This is a genomic window from Mycolicibacterium peregrinum, from assembly GCF_001665625.1.
Lineage (GTDB): Bacteria > Actinomycetota > Actinomycetes > Mycobacteriales > Mycobacteriaceae > Mycobacterium > Mycobacterium peregrinum_B.
In genome coordinates this window covers 87,550-106,274 of sequence record NZ_LZSY01000067.1, presented here as the reverse complement: position 1 = coordinate 106,274, position 18,725 = coordinate 87,550, and the positions used below count along the sequence as shown (strand labels likewise).

Genomic DNA, 18,725 nt, shown 5'->3' with positions numbered 1-18,725 from the left:
CCCTAAACGGGAAAAAGAGCGTGGCCAAAAACAACAAACAAAAACCACCAAACACACTATTGAGTTCTCAAACAACACGCCCGAGTTTGTCGCGCAGAAATCCCGCGGCTAAAAGCCGCTGAGCTTCTGCGGGCAGTGAGAATACCCACCGTAATGGGTGTCTCTCTCGGATTTTGTCTTCGCTCTCCGGCGCTTGTCCGTGTCGCTCTGACCTGGAATAAGTTACGTGAGCGCTAACAGCGAGTCAAATCGCCAGGTCACTGCGACGTTTTCCCAGGTCAGAGCGTGACTTCCGGACGCCCTAACCGCCGGTGCGCTCGACGCCGGCAATGTGCCGCTTGCCACGTCGCAACACGAGCCAACGCTCATGCAGAAAATCGGAATGCTGTGGTAGCCACTCGTCGCTTTCAATACGAATGTTGTTCACGTACACCCCGCCCTCGGCGACATTGCGGCGCGCGGCCCCCTTACTCGCCGCCAACCCGGTGCTCACCAACAAATCCACGATCGAGTCCGGGCCGCCCGGCTTCAGCTCGGCAACCTGCCCACTACTGGCCTCGCGCAGCGCGGCGCCGAGCGTCGATCCGTCGAGGTCGGCCAACTCGCCACGACCGAACAACGCCTGGCTGGCGAGCTCGACCGCCTTCGTCGCCCCTTCTCCGTGCACCAACGTGGTGAGTTCACGCGCGAGCCGCTTCTGCGCGGCGCGTTCATGCGCACGGTTCTTGGTCGCGTCCTCGAGCTCCCCGATCTCCTCCGGCGTGAGAAAGGTGAACCACCGCAGGTAACCGATGACGTCGGCATCAGCGGCATTCACGAAGTACTGGTACCAGGCGTAGGGGCTGGTCATTTCGGGGTCGAGCCACACGTTGCCGCCGCCGGTCGACTTGCCGAACTTCTTACCTTCGGAGTCGGTGACCAGCGGAGTCGTCATCGCATGCACGGTGGCACCCAGCTTCTGGCGCACCAATCGGGCGCCGGCGACGATGTTGCCCCACTGATCGGAGCCACCGATCTGCAATGCGCAACCATGCCGCTGGTGCAGTTCCACGAAGTCGTTGGCCTGCAGCAGCATGTAGCTGAACTCGGTGTAGGAGATGCCGTCGCCTTCGAGCCGGCGTCGGACCGTCTCCCGGTCCAGCATCACGTTCACCGAGAAGTATTTGCCCAGGTCGCGTAGAAATTCGATGGCCGAGAGCTGGCCGGTCCAATTGAGGTTGTTCTCGACGATCGCACCGGTCGGGCTGTCGTCGAATTCGACGAACCGCTCCAACTGACCGCGGATGCGGCCGGCCCAGTCCGACACCGTGTCGGCGGTGTTCAGCGTGCGCTCCCCCGTGTCGCGAGGGTCACCGATCATCCCGGTCGCCCCGCCGGCCAGCACGATCGGCCGGTGTCCGGCACGTTGGAACCGCCGCAACGTGAGCAACGGAACCAGGTGGCCTGCGTGCAGGCTGGGCGCGGTCGGGTCGAAGCCCGAATAGACGGTCATGGGGCCTTTGGCCAGGTCGTTCGCCAACGCATCGCGGTCGGTCGACTGGGCGATCAGCCCACGCCAGTCCAGCTCATCCAGGATTCCCATGCTCATGACGACGATCATGCCGCATTGCGCAGGTCAATCACTGGTGCCGGGCGCAGGTGCACGCGGGCTGCGCCGATATGCCGACACCTCTCCCCGGCCGGCAATCCAGAACCGCCATTGCCGGTCGGCGGCCTTGCTCACTCCGACCCGCGGGCCGTCGACTCCCGGGACCGCATCGCCCAGCGTCAACCGCACCGGACTACCGGCATCGAAGAGGTCAATCCCGTTGTCCTCCATAGCAATTCCCAACGCAGAGCACAGGTTTCCCGGCCCTCTCGCCAACGCAACGGGGCGCACCGCAGGCCCCCGGCGCCGCGCGGCCACCTCGGTGCCGGCACTTACCGCCGCAGCGCGCAGCAGGACCGCGCCCGCCACACCGTCGTAACCGCAGACCACATTCGCGCAGACATGGATGCCGTGGCTGCGGTAGGTGTACAGGTGTCCGGGCGGGCCGAACATCACGAGATTCCGTCCGCCTGCACCGCGAAACGAATGCGAGGCTGCGTCGGGCCAGGGGCCGTCGGGCGGGCCCCCGTACGCCTCGACCTCCACGATGACGGCGCGGACACCGCGTCCAGTCAGCTCGGCCCCCAACAGCCGACGGGCTGCGAACAGCGGATCTCCGGTCAGCAGTTCGGCGCCCATCTGCAAGCCCACCCGAGCGATTTTGCACTTCGCAACATCCACCGTTGACACCGGCCATACGCGAGCGCAGTATTCATCACATGATGACTTCATCGATCGATGAATTCTCGGCCGGATTCCCGTCCAATGCCGACGCCCCTGCCGTCGACATCACCGGACTGCAGGTCAGCCGTGGTGGCCGCCCCGCGATTCGAGACCTCTCGGTGCGGATCTCCCGCGGTGCCATCACCGGTCTGCTCGGCCCGTCAGGCTGCGGCAAGACCACCCTGATGCGCAGCATCGTCGGGACCCAGATCGTCGAGGGCGGCACCGTCATGGTCCTCGGACACCCCGCCGGTTCGGCACCGCTACGCCACCGCGTCGGATACGTCACGCAGGATCCGACGATCTACAACGACCTGCGGGTCATCGACAACGTCCGCTACTTCGCCGCGCTGTACGGCACGTCGGCGGACTCGGCCGCCGACGCCATCCGGGCGGTCGGACTCGACGATCACCGCACCGCCTACTGCGGCAACCTCTCCGGAGGTCAACGGACCCGGGTCTCGCTCGCCTGCGCCCTGGTGGCCGAACCTGAACTCCTGGTGCTCGACGAGCCGACCGTCGGCCTCGACCCGGTCCTGCGCGTCGACCTGTGGGAACAGTTCAACGAACTGTCACGGCGCGGAACAACCCTGCTGGTCTCCAGTCACGTCATGGACGAGGCCGACCACTGCGGTGACCTGCTGCTCATGCGCGAAGGCAGGTTACTCGCCCACACCACCCCTGACCAGCTACGGAAGGACACGGAATGCACGTCCCTGGAGGAAGCGTTTCTCACCGTCATCCGGCGCAGCGCCACAGCCGGGCACAACCGAGCCGACTGAGCCCGGCGGCCTACCTGGCCACCACCGGACGGATCCTGCGACAGCTCGCCGCCGACCATCGCAGCGTGGCGATGATCCTGTTGGTCCCCAGCCTGATCATCACCCTGATGTATTTCATGTTCCAGAACGCACCGCACGCGCCGGGGCAACCGACACCGTTCAACAATGCCTGCCTGATCATGCTCGGCGTCTTCCCGCTCATCGTGATGTTCCTGATCACCTCGATCACCATGCAGCGGGAACGAGTCTCGGGAACTCTCGAACGCATTCTGACCACGCCACTGCGGCGGTTCGACCTGCTCGCCGCCTACGGCACCGCGTTCTCGATCGCAGCCGCGGCGCAGGCCACCCTCGCCTGCGTCGTCTCGTTCTGGTTCCTCGGACTCCACACCGAGGGCAGCCCCGTTCTGGTGTTCCTGATCGCGATCATCAACGCCGTACTCGGCGTCGGTCTAGGGCTGTTGTGCAGTGCGTTCGCCCGCACCGAGTTTCAGGCCGTGCAGTTCATGCCGGTGGTGATCGCGCCCCAACTGCTGTTGTGCGGCATCATCGTGCCGCGGGCCGCGCTGCCGGACTGGCTTCAGTGGATCAGTAACGTGCTACCGGCCAGCTACGCACTCGAAGCCCTGCAGCAGGTCGGCGCCCACGCTGAGCTGACCGCCGTCGCGGCACGCGACATCGCGATCGTGCTCGGCTTTGCGGTGCTGGCACTGTGTCTGGCCGCGGCCACCCTGCGCCGTCGAACCCCCTAGGAACCCGTGAGTACCGACGTCGACTCCAGCAGAGAACGCAAACGGCCCGGCCGCCCGGCCGGACCATCGGACAAACGCGAGCGCATTCTGACCAGTGCGCGGGAATTGTTCGCCCGCAACGGAATCGACAAGACATCGATTCGCTCCATCGCCTCCGATGCCGGAGTGGACGCGGCACTGGTGCACCACTACTTCGGCACCAAGACCCAACTGTTCGCCGCGGCGATCCACATTCCCATCGATCCGATGACGGTGATCAGCCGGCTGAAAGAGGTGCCGGTGGACCAGATCGGGCACACGCTGCCGTCAATCCTGTTGCCGCTGTGGGATTCCGAGATCGGCAAGGGCTTTGTCGCGACGCTGCGCTCGATCCTGGCCGGCAACGACGTATCGCTGGTCCGGTCGTTTCTCCAGGACATCATCATCGGCGAGATCGGGCCCAGGGTGGACAACCCGCCCGGCAGTTCCCGGATCCGCATCCAGTTCGTCGCCTCACAATTGGTCGGGGTCGCGATGGCGCGTTACATCCTGGAGCTCGAGCCCTTCGCCACGCTGCCGGCGGATCAGATCGCCGAGACGATCGCACCCACCCTGCAGCGCTATCTGACCGGTGACTTACCCGGACTCGCCTGACCCGGCCAGCTCCATCAACCGCCGGTGCTCGGCGTCATCTTCGATGGCCACGGCCTCGTCGACCAGAAGGACTGGGATGCCGTCCTCGATCCGGTAGGCGCGCCGCAACCGGGGGTTGTAGAGCCAGTCCGTTCCGGCCAGCAGCAGCGGCCCGCGGTCCTGCGGGCACACCAGGATGCTCAGAAGCTTGTCGTCGACCACCACGTGAAGTTAGCCCAGCGGGATCTGGATGCCACCACTCGGGCCGGGCTGTCCCCCGCCGCCCGGAATGGGAGCGATACCTGGATTGACGACACCCTGCTTCGGAATCTGTGCCTGGGACTGCGCTTGCAACTTGCGCTGATATGACAGGGTGCTCTTGAGCGCGTCGATCAGCGGCACCTGATTGGGACGCTTGTCGAGGGCCTTGGTGATGGCCTCACGGTTGGCGTTCGACGGCTTGTACCCCTGTTGACGCAGCTTGAGGATGTCGTGGATCAGTGTCGAGATCTGCCCGCCGCCCTCGCCGGTGTCGTAGTCCTTGGCGATGATCGACAGGGCTTCGTCAGCAGTCATCTGCGGCGCCGCCGGCGCGTCGGCCGCCGGAGTCGGCTGGGCGGGCGCTACGGGGTCGGCGGTAGCCGTCGGCGCACCCGCGCCCACCAGCAGGCCCAGGACCAGCGCACCGCCGGTCACGACCCGACGCCAGCTGTTCGCACCCGATCCCGATGTCATCGATCCTCCAGTCGTTCTGCCGTCCGCCGGAGCGTAACAGCGCGTTCTGGCCCCGGCATCCCGTCGGGCGACGCGACTATTCGGCGTCCGCCTCGTCGTCGGCACCGCCGGCGACGAGTTCGGCCCGACTGGCCGCGGTCAATTTCTTGTACGTCCCTGTATCGGCGTCGAGGTACCAGCAGTTACGCCGGCCGGATTTCGGGATGCCCGCGGCCCGCAGCGGCGCGACGAGCGGGCGGTAGGACGCACCAAGTTCCATGTCGGCCACCACGTGCACCACGTCCGGCGGGTTGCCGGCGGCCAGATCCTCCAGAGCGAGCGACAGATCGGCCGTCGGGACGCTGCCGCCGGGGCGCAGGGCCAGGGCCGTCACTGCCAACTGCCGGCCCGACTCCTCGATGCCGTAGGTCACCGACATGTCGACCGCGTCGAGCCGCCCGACCGCGTCGTTGACACTGGTCGCGAACACCGGGCCCCGTTCGGTCCGGATCACCGCACCTCGGTTGTCGACCAGCCAGTAGTCACCGTCCTCATCGCGACGGAACAGGAACTCGGTGGACACCCAGGTGTCGGCCGGTGCGAAGACACCGCGCTTGACCACCGCGGTCGGATCGACCGGGCCACGCGGGTGTGCCAGGAGCACACCCACCTCGTTGGCCTCGGCCTTGCGCACGAACCCCTGCTCGTCTTCCAGGATCAGGTCGTCGTCGGCGTCGTAGGCGGCGAGTTCGACGGTGCCGCCACCGGGCAACGGCCGTCCCTTGCTGCCGATCTTGGCTCCGGACACATTGGCCAGCACGGCCTGTCCGTCTGTGGTGGCGAAGAACTCCACGACTTGGGCCGGCTCGAACACGTCGACCACGCGTTTCCACAGCCCGGCCGGCATCCCGGATCCGATGAACAGCCGGACCGGGTGACTTCCCGTGAGCGAGAACGACGGATCGTCGATGACCTCGCGCAGCATGGCCCACGTGTAGGACACGACGGTCACGCCGTACTGCCGGATCTCCTGCAGGAACCGGTCGGGCTGCAATCCGCGCGACAGCGCGATGCGTGAACCGCCGACCACGGCACCGCCAAGACTGACCAGCAGGCCGGACTGATGATGCAGCGGGGTCAGGCAGTAGACCGTGTCGCCGCGGCCCAGATTCGCCGCCGACGCGGTGCCGAACGCGGACAGCGCCCACCGGAAGTTGGTGATCTGGCGGGCCACGAGCTCCCCACCGACTTCGCTGAAGGCGACGAACGCCAGGTCGCGCGCGAGACCCGGGTTGGGTCGGTACCAGCCGGGCAGTTCGACGACGTCGGGGTCGATCTTCTCCATATCGACGACATCGGCGTCCTCGGGGACATCGAGGTCGCGGCTCTCACCACCGGGTCCACCGAGCGGCCCGCCGCTGCCGAGAACCAGCACGCGCATGTCGAGCTTGCAGGCCACATCGAGATGGCTCGGGTCGGCGATGATCTCGGCCACGCCACCGAGCCGGGCCGCCTCGGCCAGGTCCGCCTCTGGCAGCAGCACGGCCACCGCTCCCAGCCGGGACAGGGCCGCGATGGCCACCAGGGCACTGGGCCGGGTGTCCATCAGGACGCCGACCCGGGCACCCTGGCGCACACCGACGTCGATCAGTCCGCGAACCACGTTGTTGATCCGGCGATCCACGGCCTCATAGGTGTGCACACGGCCGTCGAACAGCAGTGCCTCGCCGTTGGGGACGCTGCGCGCCTGCTCGCTCATGATCCGGCCCAGCGAGATCCGGGTGTGGTCGTTGACCTGACCCAACCGGGCCAACCGGGGCAGCGTGCGGGCCGTCTCGATGACCAGGGTCCGGGCGTTCTTGTTCGCCGTCACCAGCGCGTCGGCGGCCGAGCGGGCCACGCCGAACGCCATCTCGGTGGCTGCGGTGGCGCCGTGGGTCACGCGGGCGGAGAACGACACCCCACCCTCGGGATGATCAGCCGGCTGCGATCCCATCGGCACCACGCCGTCGGGCATCTGTTCTCCGCCGAGCCATTTCACCCACTGCGCCACTGTCGGCCAGGTCTGGGTCGAGGCCTTGGACCCCACAACCAGGCCGAAATGTCCTGCCCTGATCAGGTATTCGTAGACGTCCGCATCCGGTGCGGCCCGTTTGATGCCGCGTACCGCGGCCGGTTGGCCGATGTCGTCGACCTCACCGATCACCGCCAGGATCGGGCAGTCGATGTCAGAAAGCGTGACCAGGTCCCCGTGGACGGAGAAGCCGCCGGTGATCATCCGGTTGTGCGCGATGAACTGCTTGAGCAGTTCGGAGATCGCCGGTCCGGACCAGGCGATCCAGCCCTCCGACGACAGGAAGCGGCGCTGCTGCTCACGCGGCAGCAGGGCCTCCCGGTCATGCAGTTGACGCAGGAAATCCAGGCGCGACTGCGCGGTCTTGATCGGGTCGAGCATCTGAAAGCCGGTGCGCGCCAACCACCCCGGGATGTCGATGCGGCTGAACACGTGGTCGGCCATGAAATCCGCGGCACCCGCGGCGACCCCCGCCGGAAGGTTCATCGGCAACGCGGCCAGGGTATCGACCGGCGAACCGAACGCGATGATGCTCGCCAGATCCTTGGACCGCCGGTAGGCCGCAGCCTGGTAGGCGAACATCCCGCCCTGCGAGTAGCCGGCCAGGTGCACGTCGCGGCCGGTGACCTCCTTGACGATGTCGATGGCCTCCGAGAGCGCGACCACGTGGTCTGCGAGGTTGCGCTGCATACCGCCCTCGACCTTGTCGGGCGAACCGAAGTCGATGACCCACGGGTCGACGCCTGCGGCGTGCAGGATGCCGACCGCACCGTCGTCGCGCGTCACGTCCCACATGTCGGCCGACATCATCATCGGATGCACCATCAGCACCGGAGGACGGAGATCCTGGGCACCAGGGCGGGCGTCGGGCGGGAAGTACCGCCGCAGCCGGTACATCGGCACACTCTGGATGATCTGGAACGGCGACGGGACCGCACCGGTCTCCAGGCCTCCGTAGCGCAGCACCTCCAGACCGTTCTGCGCGGTTGCCAGCAACCGCTCGACCGGTTTGGTCACTGCCGAGAAATCCACCAGTTAGCTCCCCACACCTGACAACTCACCCGACCCCCGATTGACGTCGTCATCATGGCATAACAGCAACCAATCGCCGATGTGATCAGCGCTATGCCGACAGTGGCCCCGTGCGATGCCGGATTCCCGGGCCCCGGACGATAGGGTCGGCGGCGATGGCACACCTGCTCGGGGGCGAAACCCTGCATCTGGAGTACCCCGCCGGGGTGGTGTTCGACTCGGTCACCGTCGGCGTCAGCGAAGGCGACCGGATCGGCATCGTCGGCCGCAACGGCGACGGCAAATCCAGCCTGCTGGCCATGCTGGCCGGCCGACTCGAACCCCATTCCGGACGGGTCACCGTGCGCGGCGGAGTGCGGATCGGCGTACTCGATCAGGCCGACACCCTTGACGACGCCGACACGGTCGGCCACGCCGTGGTCGGCGACGTGCCCGAACACGAGTGGGCCGGTGACCCCCGCGGGCGCGATGTCATCGCGGGACTGCTCGCCGACCTGCCGTGGGACGCCCGACTCGGCACGCTGTCAGGCGGACAGCGGCGCCGGGTGGCTCTGGCCAGGCTGCTCGCCGGCGATCACGACGTGCTGGCGCTCGACGAGCCGACCAACCACCTCGACGTGGAGGCGATCACCTGGCTCGCCGCGCACCTCAAGAAGCGCTGGTCCGCGTCGTCCGGCGGGCTGCTGGTGGTGACGCACGACCGCTGGTTTCTCGACGAGGTCTGTACGACCACATGGGAAGTGCACGACCGCATCGTCGAACCGTTCGACGGCGGCTACGCCGCCTACATCCTGCAGCGCGTGGAGCGTGACCGTCAGGCCGCCTCGATCGAAGCGCGTCGGCAGAACCTGGCCCGCAAGGAACTGGCCTGGCTGCGCCGCGGCGCGCCGGCCCGCACCTCGAAGCCGAAGTTCCGTATCGACGCGGCCAACGCACTGATCGCCGACGTTCCCGAGATCCGGGACAAGGTCGCACTGCAGTCCCTGGCGGTGTCCCGGCTCGGGAAGCAGGTCGTCGACCTGCTGGACGTGTCGGTGAGCTACGGCGACCGTGAGGTGCTGCAGCAGGTCGAGTGGCGGATCGCCCCGGGTGAGCGCACCGGGATCCTCGGCGTCAACGGTGCCGGAAAATCGACCCTGCTGGGCCTGATCGACGGCTCGGTGCAACCGACCTCGGGACGAGTCAAACACGGTAAGACGCTGCAGGTGGCGACCCTCACCCAGACCGTCGACGAGCTTGAGCCACACCTCGGCGATCCGGTGCGGACAGTACTGGCCAACCTGCGCACGACGTATGTGTTCGGCAGCGGGTCGAAGGCCCAGGAGCTCACGCCCGGGCAGTTGCTGGAACGTCTCGGGTTCTCGAGCGCCCAGTTGTCGACACCGGTCAAGGACCTCTCCGGCGGACAACAACGTCGCCTGCAACTGCTGTTGATCCTGCTGGCACAGCCCAACGTGCTGATCCTCGACGAACCCACCAATGACCTGGACACCGACATGCTCTCCGCCATGGAGGACCTGCTCGACTCGTGGCCCGGCACGCTGATCGTGGTGAGCCACGATCGCTATTTTCTGGAGCGGGTCACCGATCAGCAGTACGGGATCCTCGGCGGGCATCTGCGGCATCTACCGGGCGGGGTGGACGAGTACCTGCGGCTGCGGGCCGCACATGGGTCGGCGACCGGCGCGGCGCAGGCACCGGCCGCAGGCACGGCACCGGACGGGTTGTCCGGCGCCGAGCTGCGGGCAGCGCAGAAGGAGGTGTCCGCCCTGGAACGCCGGCTGGAGAAGCTGCAGGAACAGATCAACCGGTCCCGGACTGCGATGGCGGACCATGACCAGTCGGATTTCGAGGGACTCGCGGTCAAGGTGGCCGCCATCCGCGCGCTGGAGGACGAAGTCACCGAGGTCGAGGAACGCTGGTTCGAACTCGGCGAGCAGATCGGCTAGCGGCGCAGCCGGATCCGTAACTCTTCGGCGGTCTCGCGAACCACGCCGAGCTGCCTGGCGACCTGGACCGGTGACGTACCGCCACGCGCACTGCGCGCGTTGACCGAGCCCTCCACGGTCAGGACCTCGCGCACCTGTGCGGTGAGCGCGGGGTTGATCGCGGCGAATTCGTCGTCGGTGAGTTCGTCGAGCCCGACCCCACGCCCCTCGGCGACTCGCACGGCCTCCCCCGCGGCCTCATGGGCCACCCGGAACGGAACCCCTTCGCGGACCAGCCATTCGGCGATATCGGTGGCCAGCGTGTAACCGGCAGGTGCCAGCGCGGCCATCCGGTCCTCGTCGAACGTCAGCGTGCCGACCAGGCCGGCCATCGCCGGCAGCAACAGCTCCAGCTGGGCCACCGAGTCGAAGACCGGCTCCTTGTCCTCCTGCAGATCCCGGTTGTAGGCCAGGGGCTGCGCCTTGAGCGTGGCCAGCAGGCCCGTGAGGTTTCCGATCAGGCGTCCGGACTTGCCGCGGGCCAACTCGGCGATGTCCGGGTTCTTCTTCTGCGGCATGATCGAACTGCCGGTCGACCAGGAGTCGTGCAAGGTCACGTAACCGAATTCGGTTGTGCTCCACAGGATGATGTCTTCGGCGAGCCGGGACAGGTCCACCCCGATCTGGGCGAAGATGAAGGCCGCCTCGGCGGCGAAATCGCGGGCCGCGGTGGCGTCGACGGAATTGTCTGCCGCTGAGGCGAATCCGAGATCCGCGGCGATCGCATCGGGATCCAGGCCCAGCGACGATCCCGCCAGCGCCCCGGAACCGTAGGGCGAGACGGCAGTGCGGTCGTCGAAGTCGGCGAGCCGGTCGACATTGCGCAGCAGTGGATGAGCGTGCGCCAGTAGATGATGTGCGAGCAGGATCGGCTGAGCGGCCTGCAGGTGGGTCTTGCCCGGCATGATGGCCGTCGGATGCGCGGCAGCCTGCACCGCCAGGGCGTTGACCACCTCGAGCACGCCGTCGGCGACGCGACGGACGGCGTCGCGCAGCCACATCCGGAACAACGTGGCCACCTGGTCGTTTCGCGAACGTCCGGCCCGCAGCCGGCCACCGAGATCCGGCCCGACCCGGTCGATGAGGCCGCGCTCCAGCGCGCCGTGCACATCCTCGTCGGTGACCAGCGGCCCGAAACTGCCGTCGGCAACGTCGGAACCCAGGCTGTCCAGGCCCGCGAGCAGCCCGTCCCGCTGCTCATCGGTGAGCAGGCCGGCCCGGTGCAGAACTCGGGCGTGGGCCTTCGACGCGGTGACGTCGTACGGCGCCAGCACCCAGTCGAAATGGGTCGACTTGCTCAGCGCGGCAAGGGCTGCCGAAGGACCGTCGGCGAACCGGCCGCCCCACAGCGAGCCTTCGTTGGTGGTTCCGTCGTTGGTGCTCATCTCACTTCTTTCCGCGAGCAGACGCGTAGGTACCCCGCACACGGCGATTTCGGGTACCTACGCGTCTGCTCGGCATCAGAGGCCCAGGTCGCGCTTGGCCGAGATCTTGGAGCTCAGACCGTGCAGCTGCACGAAGCCCTTCGCCGCGCTCTGATCGAAGCTGTCGCCCTCGTCGTAGGTGGCCAGGTTGAAGTCGTACAGCGACTCACCGGAACGGCGGCCGTTGACGATGACGCTCCCGGCATGCAGAACCAGCCGGATGTCGCCGGAAACGTGCTCCTGCGTGTGCTCGACGAACGCCTCCAGCGACCGCTTCAGCGGGCTGAACCACAGGCCGTCGTAGGTGAGCTCGCCCCACTTCTGGTCCACGCCGCGCTTGTACCGACCCAGCTCACGCTCCAGCGTCACGTGCTCGAGCTCGGTGTGCGCGGTGATCAGCACCATCGCGCCCGGCGCCTCGTAGATCTCGCGGCTCTTGATGCCGACCAGCCGGTCCTCGACCACATCGAGCCGGCCCACACCCTGGGCACCGGCCCGGGTGTTGAGCTCCTGGATGATCTCCAGCACGCTGAGCGGACGACCGTCGATCGCGATCGGGCGGCCCTTGTCGAAGCTGATGATCAGCTCGTCTGGGGCGTTGAAGTTGACCGTGGGGTCCTGGGTGTAGTCGTAGACGTCCTTGGTCGGCGCGTTCCACAGGTCCTCGAGGAACCCGGTCTCCACCGCGCGGCCCCACACGTTCTGGTCGATCGAGAACGGTGAGCGCTTGGTGACGTTGATCGGGATCGCGTTCTCCTCGGCGAACGCAATGGCCTTCTCACGGGTCCAGGCGTAGTCGCGGACCGGGGCGATGACGTCCAGTTCAGGTGCGAGGGAAGCGAAGCCGACCTCGAAGCGCACCTGGTCGTTGCCCTTGCCGGTGCAGCCGTGCGCGACGACAGTGCCGCCGTGGGCACGCGCGGCGTCGACCAGATGCTTGACGATCAGCGGGCGGCTGATGGCCGACACCAGCGGGTAGCGGTCCATGTAGAGCGCATTGGCCTTGATGGTCGGCAGGCAGTATTCGTCGGCGAACTCGTCACGGGCGTCGACCACGACCGCCTCGACCGCACCGCAGTCCAGGGCACGCTGGCGCACGACATCCATGTCCTCGCCGCCCTGGCCGAGATCGATGGCGACGGCGACGACCTCTTTGCCGGTCTCCTTGCCGATCCAGCTGATCGCGACCGAGGTGTCCAGACCTCCGGAGTACGCCAGGATGACGCGTTCGGACATGAGCAATCTCCTTGTTTTGGGCTCTACTTCAAGTTCTCGATGGTGTTGGCAAGTTCGGCCCCGGTCATCGGGTCGCGCGCCACCATCAGGATGGTGTCGTCACCGGCGATGGTGCCGACCACATACGGCAGGGCGGCGCGGTCGATCGCGCTGGCCAGGTAATGCGCCGCCCCGGGCGGGGTGCGCAGCACGGCAAGGTTAGCGCTGGCATCGGTCGATACCAGCAAGTCCCCCAGCAAGCGGGTCAACCGTTCGGTGCCACCCGACACACCCCGCACCGGGCTGCCGTCCTCGGGCACCACATACACCCCGACTCCGCCATCGGCGCCGCGCAGTTTCACCGCGCCGAGCTCCTCCAGGTCCCGCGACAGCGTGGCCTGGGTGACCTCGATGCCCTCCTGGCCCAGCAGGGCGGCCAGTTCGGTCTGGCTGCTCACCTGCCTGGCCGACAGGAGGGCGACGATGCGGGCCTGTCGGCCGGCGCGGGTCGGTGCGCTCATAGTCTCAGGCGCTTGTCTTTTTTTCGAGCAGCCACACCAGCATGGCCTTCTGCGCGTGCAGCCGGTTCTCGGCCTCGTCGAACACCGCGCTCTGCGGGCCGTCGATCACCTCGTCGGTGATCTCGTGACCGCGGTGCGCCGGAAGGCAGTGCAGCACAATGGCTTCCGGGTCGGCACGCTTGAGCAGATCGGCGTTGACCTGGAACGGACGGAACGGCCGCACCCGGTCGAGCCCGTCATTCTCCTGGCCCATCGACGTCCAGGTATCGGTGACGAGCACGTCGACCCCGTCGACCCCGGCCTGTGCGTCATCGGTAACGGACACGGTTGCTCCAGTTTCACTGGCGCGGCGCTTGGCGGCCTCGACGAAGTGCGGGTCTGGTTCGAATCCGGCCGGCGCGGCGATGGTGACGTGGATGCCTGCGGTGACACCACCCAGCATCAGCGAGTGCGCCATGTTGTTGGCGCCGTCACCCAAATACGTCATCCGCAAACCCTTGAGCTCGCCCCGGCGCTCGGCCAGCGTCTGCAGGTCGGCCAGCACCTGGCACGGGTGGAATTCGTCAGACAGTGCGTTCACGATCGGCACCGTCGATCCCGAGGCCATGGCCGTCAGCCGCTCCTGGGCGAACGTGCGCCACACGATGGCGTCGACGTAGCGGGACAGCACCGCGCCGGTGTCCTCGAGGGTTTCCTCGCGGCCCAGCTGGGTACTGCGGCCGTCGACCACCACAGCGTGGCCGCCGAGCTGGGCGATGCCCATCTCGAACGAGAACCGGGTGCGGGTGGAGTTCTTCTCGAAGATCACCGCGACGCCGCGCGGGCCCTCGAGTGGGCGCCGCGAGAACGGTGCCTTCTTGAGTTCGGCGGCCAGGGCGAGCACCTCGGCCTGCTCATCGGGTGACAGATCGTCGTCGCGCAGGAAATGCCGGATGGTCATGAAGCAGCCTCCACAGCGGTGTCGAGAACGGCAGGCAGAGCGGACAGGAACGTCTCGATCTGCGGTTCGGTGATGATCAGTGGCGGCGCCAACCGGATGACGTCCGCGGCAGCGGCATTGACCAGGAACCCGGCGTCGCGCGCGGCGGCCTCGACGGCCTTGGCGCTCGGTGCGGTCAACACCACGCCCTGCAGCAGACCCTTGCCGCGCACGTGGTCGACGAGCGGATGACCCAACTCCTCGATGCCGTGGCTCAGCGTCTTGCCGAGCACCCCGGCGCGCGCGATCAGATCCCCGTCGGCGAGCGCCTTGAGCACCGCCAGCGCGGCGGCGGTGCACACCGGGTTACCTCCGAACGTGCTGCCGTGCAGACCCGGGGTGAGCAGATCACCGGCCGCGCCGATGGCCAGGCAGGCGCCGATCGGCAGCCCGCCGCCCAGGCCCTTGGCCAGCGTGACGATGTCCGGGGTGATGCCGTCGTGCTGATGCGCATAGAACGCGCCGGTACGCCCGACGCCGGTCTGCACCTCGTCGAGGACCAGCAGTGCGCCGTTCCTGGTGGTGATGTCGCGGGCCTGCGCCAGATATCCGGCCGGCGGGACGACGACGCCACCCTCCCCCATGATCGGTTCGAGGAACACCGCAGCGGTATCCGAATCGACCGCAGCGGCAAGGGCTTCGGCATCCCCATAGGGCACATGGGTCACGTTGCCCGGCAGCGGCTCGAACGGTGCCTGCTTCGCGGGCTGGCCGGTCAACGCCAGCGACCCCATCGTACGGCCGTGGAAGGCCCCTTCGGCGGCAACGATATTCGTCTTCCCCGTGAGCCGGGTGATCTTGAAGGCGACCTCGTTGGCCTCGGTGCCCGAGTTGCAGAAGAACGCCCGCGCCGGCGCACCCAGATGCCCCACCAACGCCTCGGCCAGCGCGATGCCCGGCTCGGTGGCGTACAGGTTCGACGTGTGGCCCAGCGTGTTGAGCTGGGTGGTGACGGCCTCGATCACCCCGGGATGGCGGTGCCCCAGCAGGTTGACCGCGATTCCGCCGAGCAGGTCCAAGTAGGACTTGCCGTCGGTATCGGTCACCACGGCGCCGTCACCGCTGGCCAGTGCCAACGGCGGGGTGCCGTAGTTGTTCATCATCACCGCTTCCCAGCGGTCCTGGAGGGTCATGCGGCTACCACCTTGGTTCCAGTTCCTTCATCGGTGAAAAGCTCGACCAGCACACAGTGTTCGACGCGGCCGTCGATCACGTGGGCGCTCGGCACACCGCCCTCCACCGCCCGCAGACAGGCCTCGATCTTGGGCACCATGCCCGATTCGAGCGTGGGCAGCAGCCCTGTCAGGGCCTCGGTGTCGATCTCGCTGACCAGCGAAGAGCGGTCGGGCCAGTCGGTGTAGAGCCCCTCCACGTCGGTGAGCATGATCAGCTTCTCGGCACCCAGCGCCTCGGCCAGGGCCGCAGCGGCGGTGTCGGCGTTGATGTTGTGGACCACACCGTCGATGTCCGGCCCGATGGTCGACACCACTGGAATACGCCCTGCGGCAATGAGATCCATGATGGATTCGGCGTTGACGTATTCGACGTCGCCGACCAGCCCGATGTCGGTGGCCACTCCGTCGACGGTGACGCTGCGCCGCACGGCGGTGAACAGGTGCGCGTCCTCACCGGTGAGGCCGACCGCGTACGGGCCGTGGGCATTGATCAGATTGACCAGTTCCCGGCCCACTTGACCGAACAGCACCATGCGCGCCACGTCGAGCACCTCGGGTGTGGTCACCCGAAAACCGCCCTTGAAATCGCCTGCAATGCCCAGCTTCTTGAGCATCGCGCTGATCTGGGGCCCGCCGCCGTGCACCACCACCGGGTGGATGCCGCAGTTGCGCAGGAACACCATGTCAGCGGCGAAGGCCGCCTTGAGGGTGTCGTCGGTCATGGCGTTGCCGCCGTACTTGACGACGACGATCTTGCCGTGCAGTTGCTTGAGCCACGGCAGCGCCGAGGCGAGCACCTGGGCCTTGACGCCGCGCTCGATGGCCTGGTTCATGAGCTGTAGGCCGAGTTCTCTTCGACGTAGGCGTGCGACAGGTCGGTGGTCCTGATGGAAGCACTGTGGCCTCCCACACCCAGGTTCACCACCACGGCGATGTCTTCGCCGGACAGGTCGACGTCGCGGGCTCCCGGAGCGCCGGCACCGTCGACGCACACCGGAGAACCGTTGAACGACACGCTGATCCGTTCCGGGTCCAGCTTCACCGGCGCTATGCCGACCGCGGCCAGAACCCGGCCCCAGTTCGGGTCGGAACCGAACAGCGCGGTCTTGACCAGGCTGTCTCGGGCGATGACGCGGGCCGCGACCAGTGCATCGTCCTCGGTTTCGGCGCCCGTCACGGTGATGACGACCCGCTTGGTGACGCCTTCGGCGTCGGCCTGCAGCTGTGCGCACAGGTCGTCACAGACCCGCAGCACCGCCTCGTTGAGATCGTCCTGGCTCGGCGCGATCTCGCTGGCGCCGGACGCGAGCAACAGCACGGTGTCATTGGTCGAGCAGCTGCCGTCGACGTCGAGCCGGTCGAAGGTCAGCGCCGTGGCCCGCCTCAGCGCGGCGTCGAGTGCCGCGCTGTCAGCGACCGCATCGGTGGTCAGGACCACCAGCATGGTGGCCAGTGACGGCGCCAGCATCCCGGCTCCCTTGGCCATCCCGCCCAGGGTCCAGTTGTCCCCCGACTCCACCGAATGGTGCAGCGCAACCTGTTTCGGCACGGTGTCGGTGGTCATGATGGCCCGGGCGGCGTCGTCACCCCCGGTCAGACCGCCCGCGATCTCGTGCACGATCTCGGTGACGCCGGCCAGTACCTTGTCCATCGGCAACCGGTCACCGATCAGGCCCGTCGAGCACACCGCGACCTCGATGGCACCGGTCTCGGTACCCCAGTCGCTCAGTGCAAAGGCCACTGCCTCGGCGGTGGCATGGGTGTCCTGGAATCCCAGCGGCCCGGTGCAGGCGTTGGCGCCGCCCGAGTTCAGAACCACGGCACGCAACCGGCCGGTGGTCAGCACCTGCTGCGACCACTGCACGGGCGCAGCCTTGATCTTGTTGCGGGTGAACACGCCCGCCGCGGCGTGATCCGGCCCCTCGTTGAACACCAGCGCCAGGTCCGGTGCGCCGGATGCCTTGATACCGGCGGCGATGCCGGCCGCCCGGAAGCCTGCGGGTGCGGTGACGCCCTGGGTGCGGACCAGCTTGGTACCTGTTGTCACTCCCTCAGGCGATATTGTCGCCTCCGGTTCCGGTGTCACGGTGCTACTCCCACGATCGACAGTCCTTCGGTTTCGGGCCAGCCCAGCGCCAGGTTCATCGACTGCACCGCGGCGCCGCCGGTGCCCTTGGTGAGGTTGTCGATGGCAGCGATGGCCACCAGGGTCTGAGCCGCTTCATCCACGGCGACCGCGATCTGCGCGGCGTTGCTACCGATCACCGAACCGGTCTTGGGCAGCTGCCCCTCGGGCAGCAGGTGGATGAACGGCTCTGCGTCGTAAGCCTTTTCGTAGGCTGCCCGGACCTCGGCCTTCGAAGCCTCGGTGTGGGCGGTGCAGGTAGCCAGGATGCCGCGGGAGGTTGGGATCAGCACCGGGGTGAAGGAGACGGTGACGTCTTTGTCGGTCACCGAACGCAGGCCCTGGGCGATCTCCGGGGTGTGCCGGTGCTTACCGGCGATGTTGTAGGCACGTGCCGAGCCGATCACCTCGGCGCCCAGCAGGTCGACCTTGGCGGACTTGCCCGCGCCCGAGGTGCCGCTCACGGCGACGACCGTGACGGCCGGTTCGACGAGGTCGGCGGCGACGGCAGGCAGCAGCGCCAGCAGTGCCGCGGTCGGATAGCAGCCCGGCACCGCGATGCGTTTGGTGCCCTTCAGCCGGTCCCGGGCCCCGGGCAGTTCCGGCAGACCGTAGGGCCAGCTGCCCGCGTGTGCCGAACCGTAGAACTTCTCCCAGTCGGCGGCGTTGGTGAGCCGGAAGTCGGCACCGCAATCGATGATCAGGGTGTCGGGACCGAGCTGCTCGGCCAGCGCGGCGGAGTGTCCGTGCGGCAGGCCCAGGAACACCACGTCGTGGCCGGCCAGCACCTCTGCGTCGGTGGGCTCCAGAACACGCGAGGCCAGCGGCAGCAGATGTGGATGATGCTCGGCCATCGTGGTGCCGGCGCTGGAGGCCGCGGTCAGCGCCCCGATGGTCAACCGGCCGTCAGCGTAGGCCGGGTGCCCGAGCAGCAATCGCAGGATCTCTCCGCCGGCGTAGCCGCTGGCGCCGGCGACCGCTATCGAAGTCATGCAGCAATTCTGCATTGTTATGCATGCAG

General features: G+C 67.4%; 17 protein-coding genes. 4 read left to right on the top strand and 13 right to left on the bottom strand.

Going from position 1 to position 18,725, the window contains the following annotated elements; genetic code table 11:
* Nucleotides 1-301: 301 nt before the first annotated feature.
* Nucleotides 302-1,588, bottom strand: coding sequence for a tyrosine--tRNA ligase (tyrS, locus tag A5779_RS09290; protein WP_207549053.1), 1,287 nt, complete (start codon nucleotides 1,586-1,588; stop codon nucleotides 302-304).
* A 27-nt stretch (nucleotides 1,589-1,615) separates the two neighbouring features.
* Nucleotides 1,616-2,227, bottom strand: coding sequence for a DNA-3-methyladenine glycosylase (locus A5779_RS09285; RefSeq protein ID WP_064881113.1), 612 nt, complete (start codon nucleotides 2,225-2,227; stop codon nucleotides 1,616-1,618).
* 80 nt (nucleotides 2,228-2,307) lie between these two features.
* Here A5779_RS09285 and A5779_RS09280 point away from each other — a divergent pair, with 80 nt between their 5' ends.
* The 3 genes from A5779_RS09280 to A5779_RS09270 are packed head-to-tail and all read left to right on the top strand — an operon-like array spanning nucleotide 2,308 to nucleotide 4,478.
* Entirely contained in the window at nucleotides 2,308-3,093 is a 786-nt protein-coding gene (locus A5779_RS09280; protein WP_064881071.1) for an ABC transporter ATP-binding protein, read from the top strand.
* Nucleotides 3,018-3,845: an ABC transporter permease gene (locus tag A5779_RS09275; RefSeq protein ID WP_082941613.1), complete on the top strand. Its 828-nt coding sequence runs from the start codon at nucleotides 3,018-3,020 to the stop codon at nucleotides 3,843-3,845. Before A5779_RS09280 ends, A5779_RS09275 begins: the two co-directional genes overlap by 76 nt.
* Before the next feature lie 6 nt (nucleotides 3,846-3,851).
* Entirely contained in the window at nucleotides 3,852-4,478 is a 627-nt protein-coding gene (locus A5779_RS09270; RefSeq protein ID WP_064881069.1) for a TetR/AcrR family transcriptional regulator, read from the top strand.
* Here the strand turns inward: A5779_RS09270 and A5779_RS09265 are convergent.
* The 3 genes from A5779_RS09265 to A5779_RS09255 all read right to left on the bottom strand — a co-directional run bounded on the left by A5779_RS09265 (nucleotide 4,461) and on the right by A5779_RS09255 (nucleotide 8,277).
* On the bottom strand, nucleotides 4,461-4,679 hold the full coding sequence (locus A5779_RS09265; protein ID WP_055120282.1) for a Trm112 family protein: 219 nt from the start codon (nucleotides 4,677-4,679) through the stop codon (nucleotides 4,461-4,463). The genes A5779_RS09270 and A5779_RS09265 overlap by 18 nt on opposite strands.
* A 9-nt stretch (nucleotides 4,680-4,688) precedes the next feature.
* Entirely contained in the window at nucleotides 4,689-5,192 is a 504-nt protein-coding gene (locus A5779_RS09260; RefSeq protein ID WP_064881067.1) for a hypothetical protein, read from the bottom strand.
* A gap of 76 nt (nucleotides 5,193-5,268) precedes the next feature.
* Entirely contained in the window at nucleotides 5,269-8,277 is a 3,009-nt protein-coding gene (locus A5779_RS09255; protein ID WP_064881065.1) for an acyl-CoA synthetase, read from the bottom strand.
* A gap of 155 nt (nucleotides 8,278-8,432) precedes the next feature.
* Between A5779_RS09255 and A5779_RS09250 the strand changes: the two genes are divergently transcribed.
* Nucleotides 8,433-10,226, top strand: coding sequence for an ABC-F family ATP-binding cassette domain-containing protein (locus tag A5779_RS09250; protein WP_064881063.1), 1,794 nt, complete (start codon nucleotides 8,433-8,435; stop codon nucleotides 10,224-10,226).
* Here A5779_RS09250 and argH read toward each other — a convergent pair.
* The 8 genes from argH to argC all read right to left on the bottom strand — a co-directional run bounded on the left by argH (nucleotide 10,223) and on the right by argC (nucleotide 18,696).
* The gene (gene argH, locus A5779_RS09245; RefSeq protein ID WP_064881061.1) at nucleotides 10,223-11,650 is read right to left on the bottom strand and encodes an argininosuccinate lyase; all 1,428 of its coding nucleotides are present in this window, start codon (nucleotides 11,648-11,650) and stop codon (nucleotides 10,223-10,225) included. The genes A5779_RS09250 and argH overlap by 4 nt on opposite strands.
* A gap of 75 nt (nucleotides 11,651-11,725) precedes the next feature.
* Nucleotides 11,726-12,925 (bottom strand): argininosuccinate synthase, encoded by a 1,200-nt coding sequence (locus A5779_RS09240; protein WP_064881059.1) that lies wholly within the window; start codon nucleotides 12,923-12,925, stop codon nucleotides 11,726-11,728.
* Nucleotides 12,926-12,948: 23 nt separating this feature from the next.
* A complete protein-coding gene (locus A5779_RS09235) occupies nucleotides 12,949-13,425 on the bottom strand; it encodes an arginine repressor (protein WP_064881057.1) in 477 nt (158 codons plus the stop codon).
* A gap of 4 nt (nucleotides 13,426-13,429) precedes the next feature.
* On the bottom strand, nucleotides 13,430-14,365 hold the full coding sequence (gene argF, locus A5779_RS09230) for an ornithine carbamoyltransferase (RefSeq protein WP_064881055.1): 936 nt from the start codon (nucleotides 14,363-14,365) through the stop codon (nucleotides 13,430-13,432).
* On the bottom strand, nucleotides 14,362-15,537 hold the full coding sequence (locus tag A5779_RS09225) for an acetylornithine transaminase (RefSeq protein ID WP_064881053.1): 1,176 nt from the start codon (nucleotides 15,535-15,537) through the stop codon (nucleotides 14,362-14,364). The genes argF and A5779_RS09225 overlap by 4 nt, the downstream gene beginning before the upstream one ends.
* The gene (gene argB, locus A5779_RS09220; protein WP_064881052.1) at nucleotides 15,534-16,412 is read right to left on the bottom strand and encodes an acetylglutamate kinase; all 879 of its coding nucleotides are present in this window, start codon (nucleotides 16,410-16,412) and stop codon (nucleotides 15,534-15,536) included. Before argB ends, A5779_RS09225 begins: the two co-directional genes overlap by 4 nt.
* A complete protein-coding gene (gene argJ / locus A5779_RS09215) occupies nucleotides 16,409-17,626 on the bottom strand; it encodes a bifunctional glutamate N-acetyltransferase/amino-acid acetyltransferase ArgJ (protein WP_110777044.1) in 1,218 nt (405 codons plus the stop codon). Before argJ ends, argB begins: the two co-directional genes overlap by 4 nt.
* 35 nt (nucleotides 17,627-17,661) lie before the next feature.
* Nucleotides 17,662-18,696, bottom strand: a complete 1,035-nt coding sequence (gene argC, locus A5779_RS09210) for an N-acetyl-gamma-glutamyl-phosphate reductase (protein WP_064881050.1) — start codon at nucleotides 18,694-18,696, stop codon at nucleotides 17,662-17,664.
* Nucleotides 18,697-18,725 lie beyond the last annotated feature (29 nt).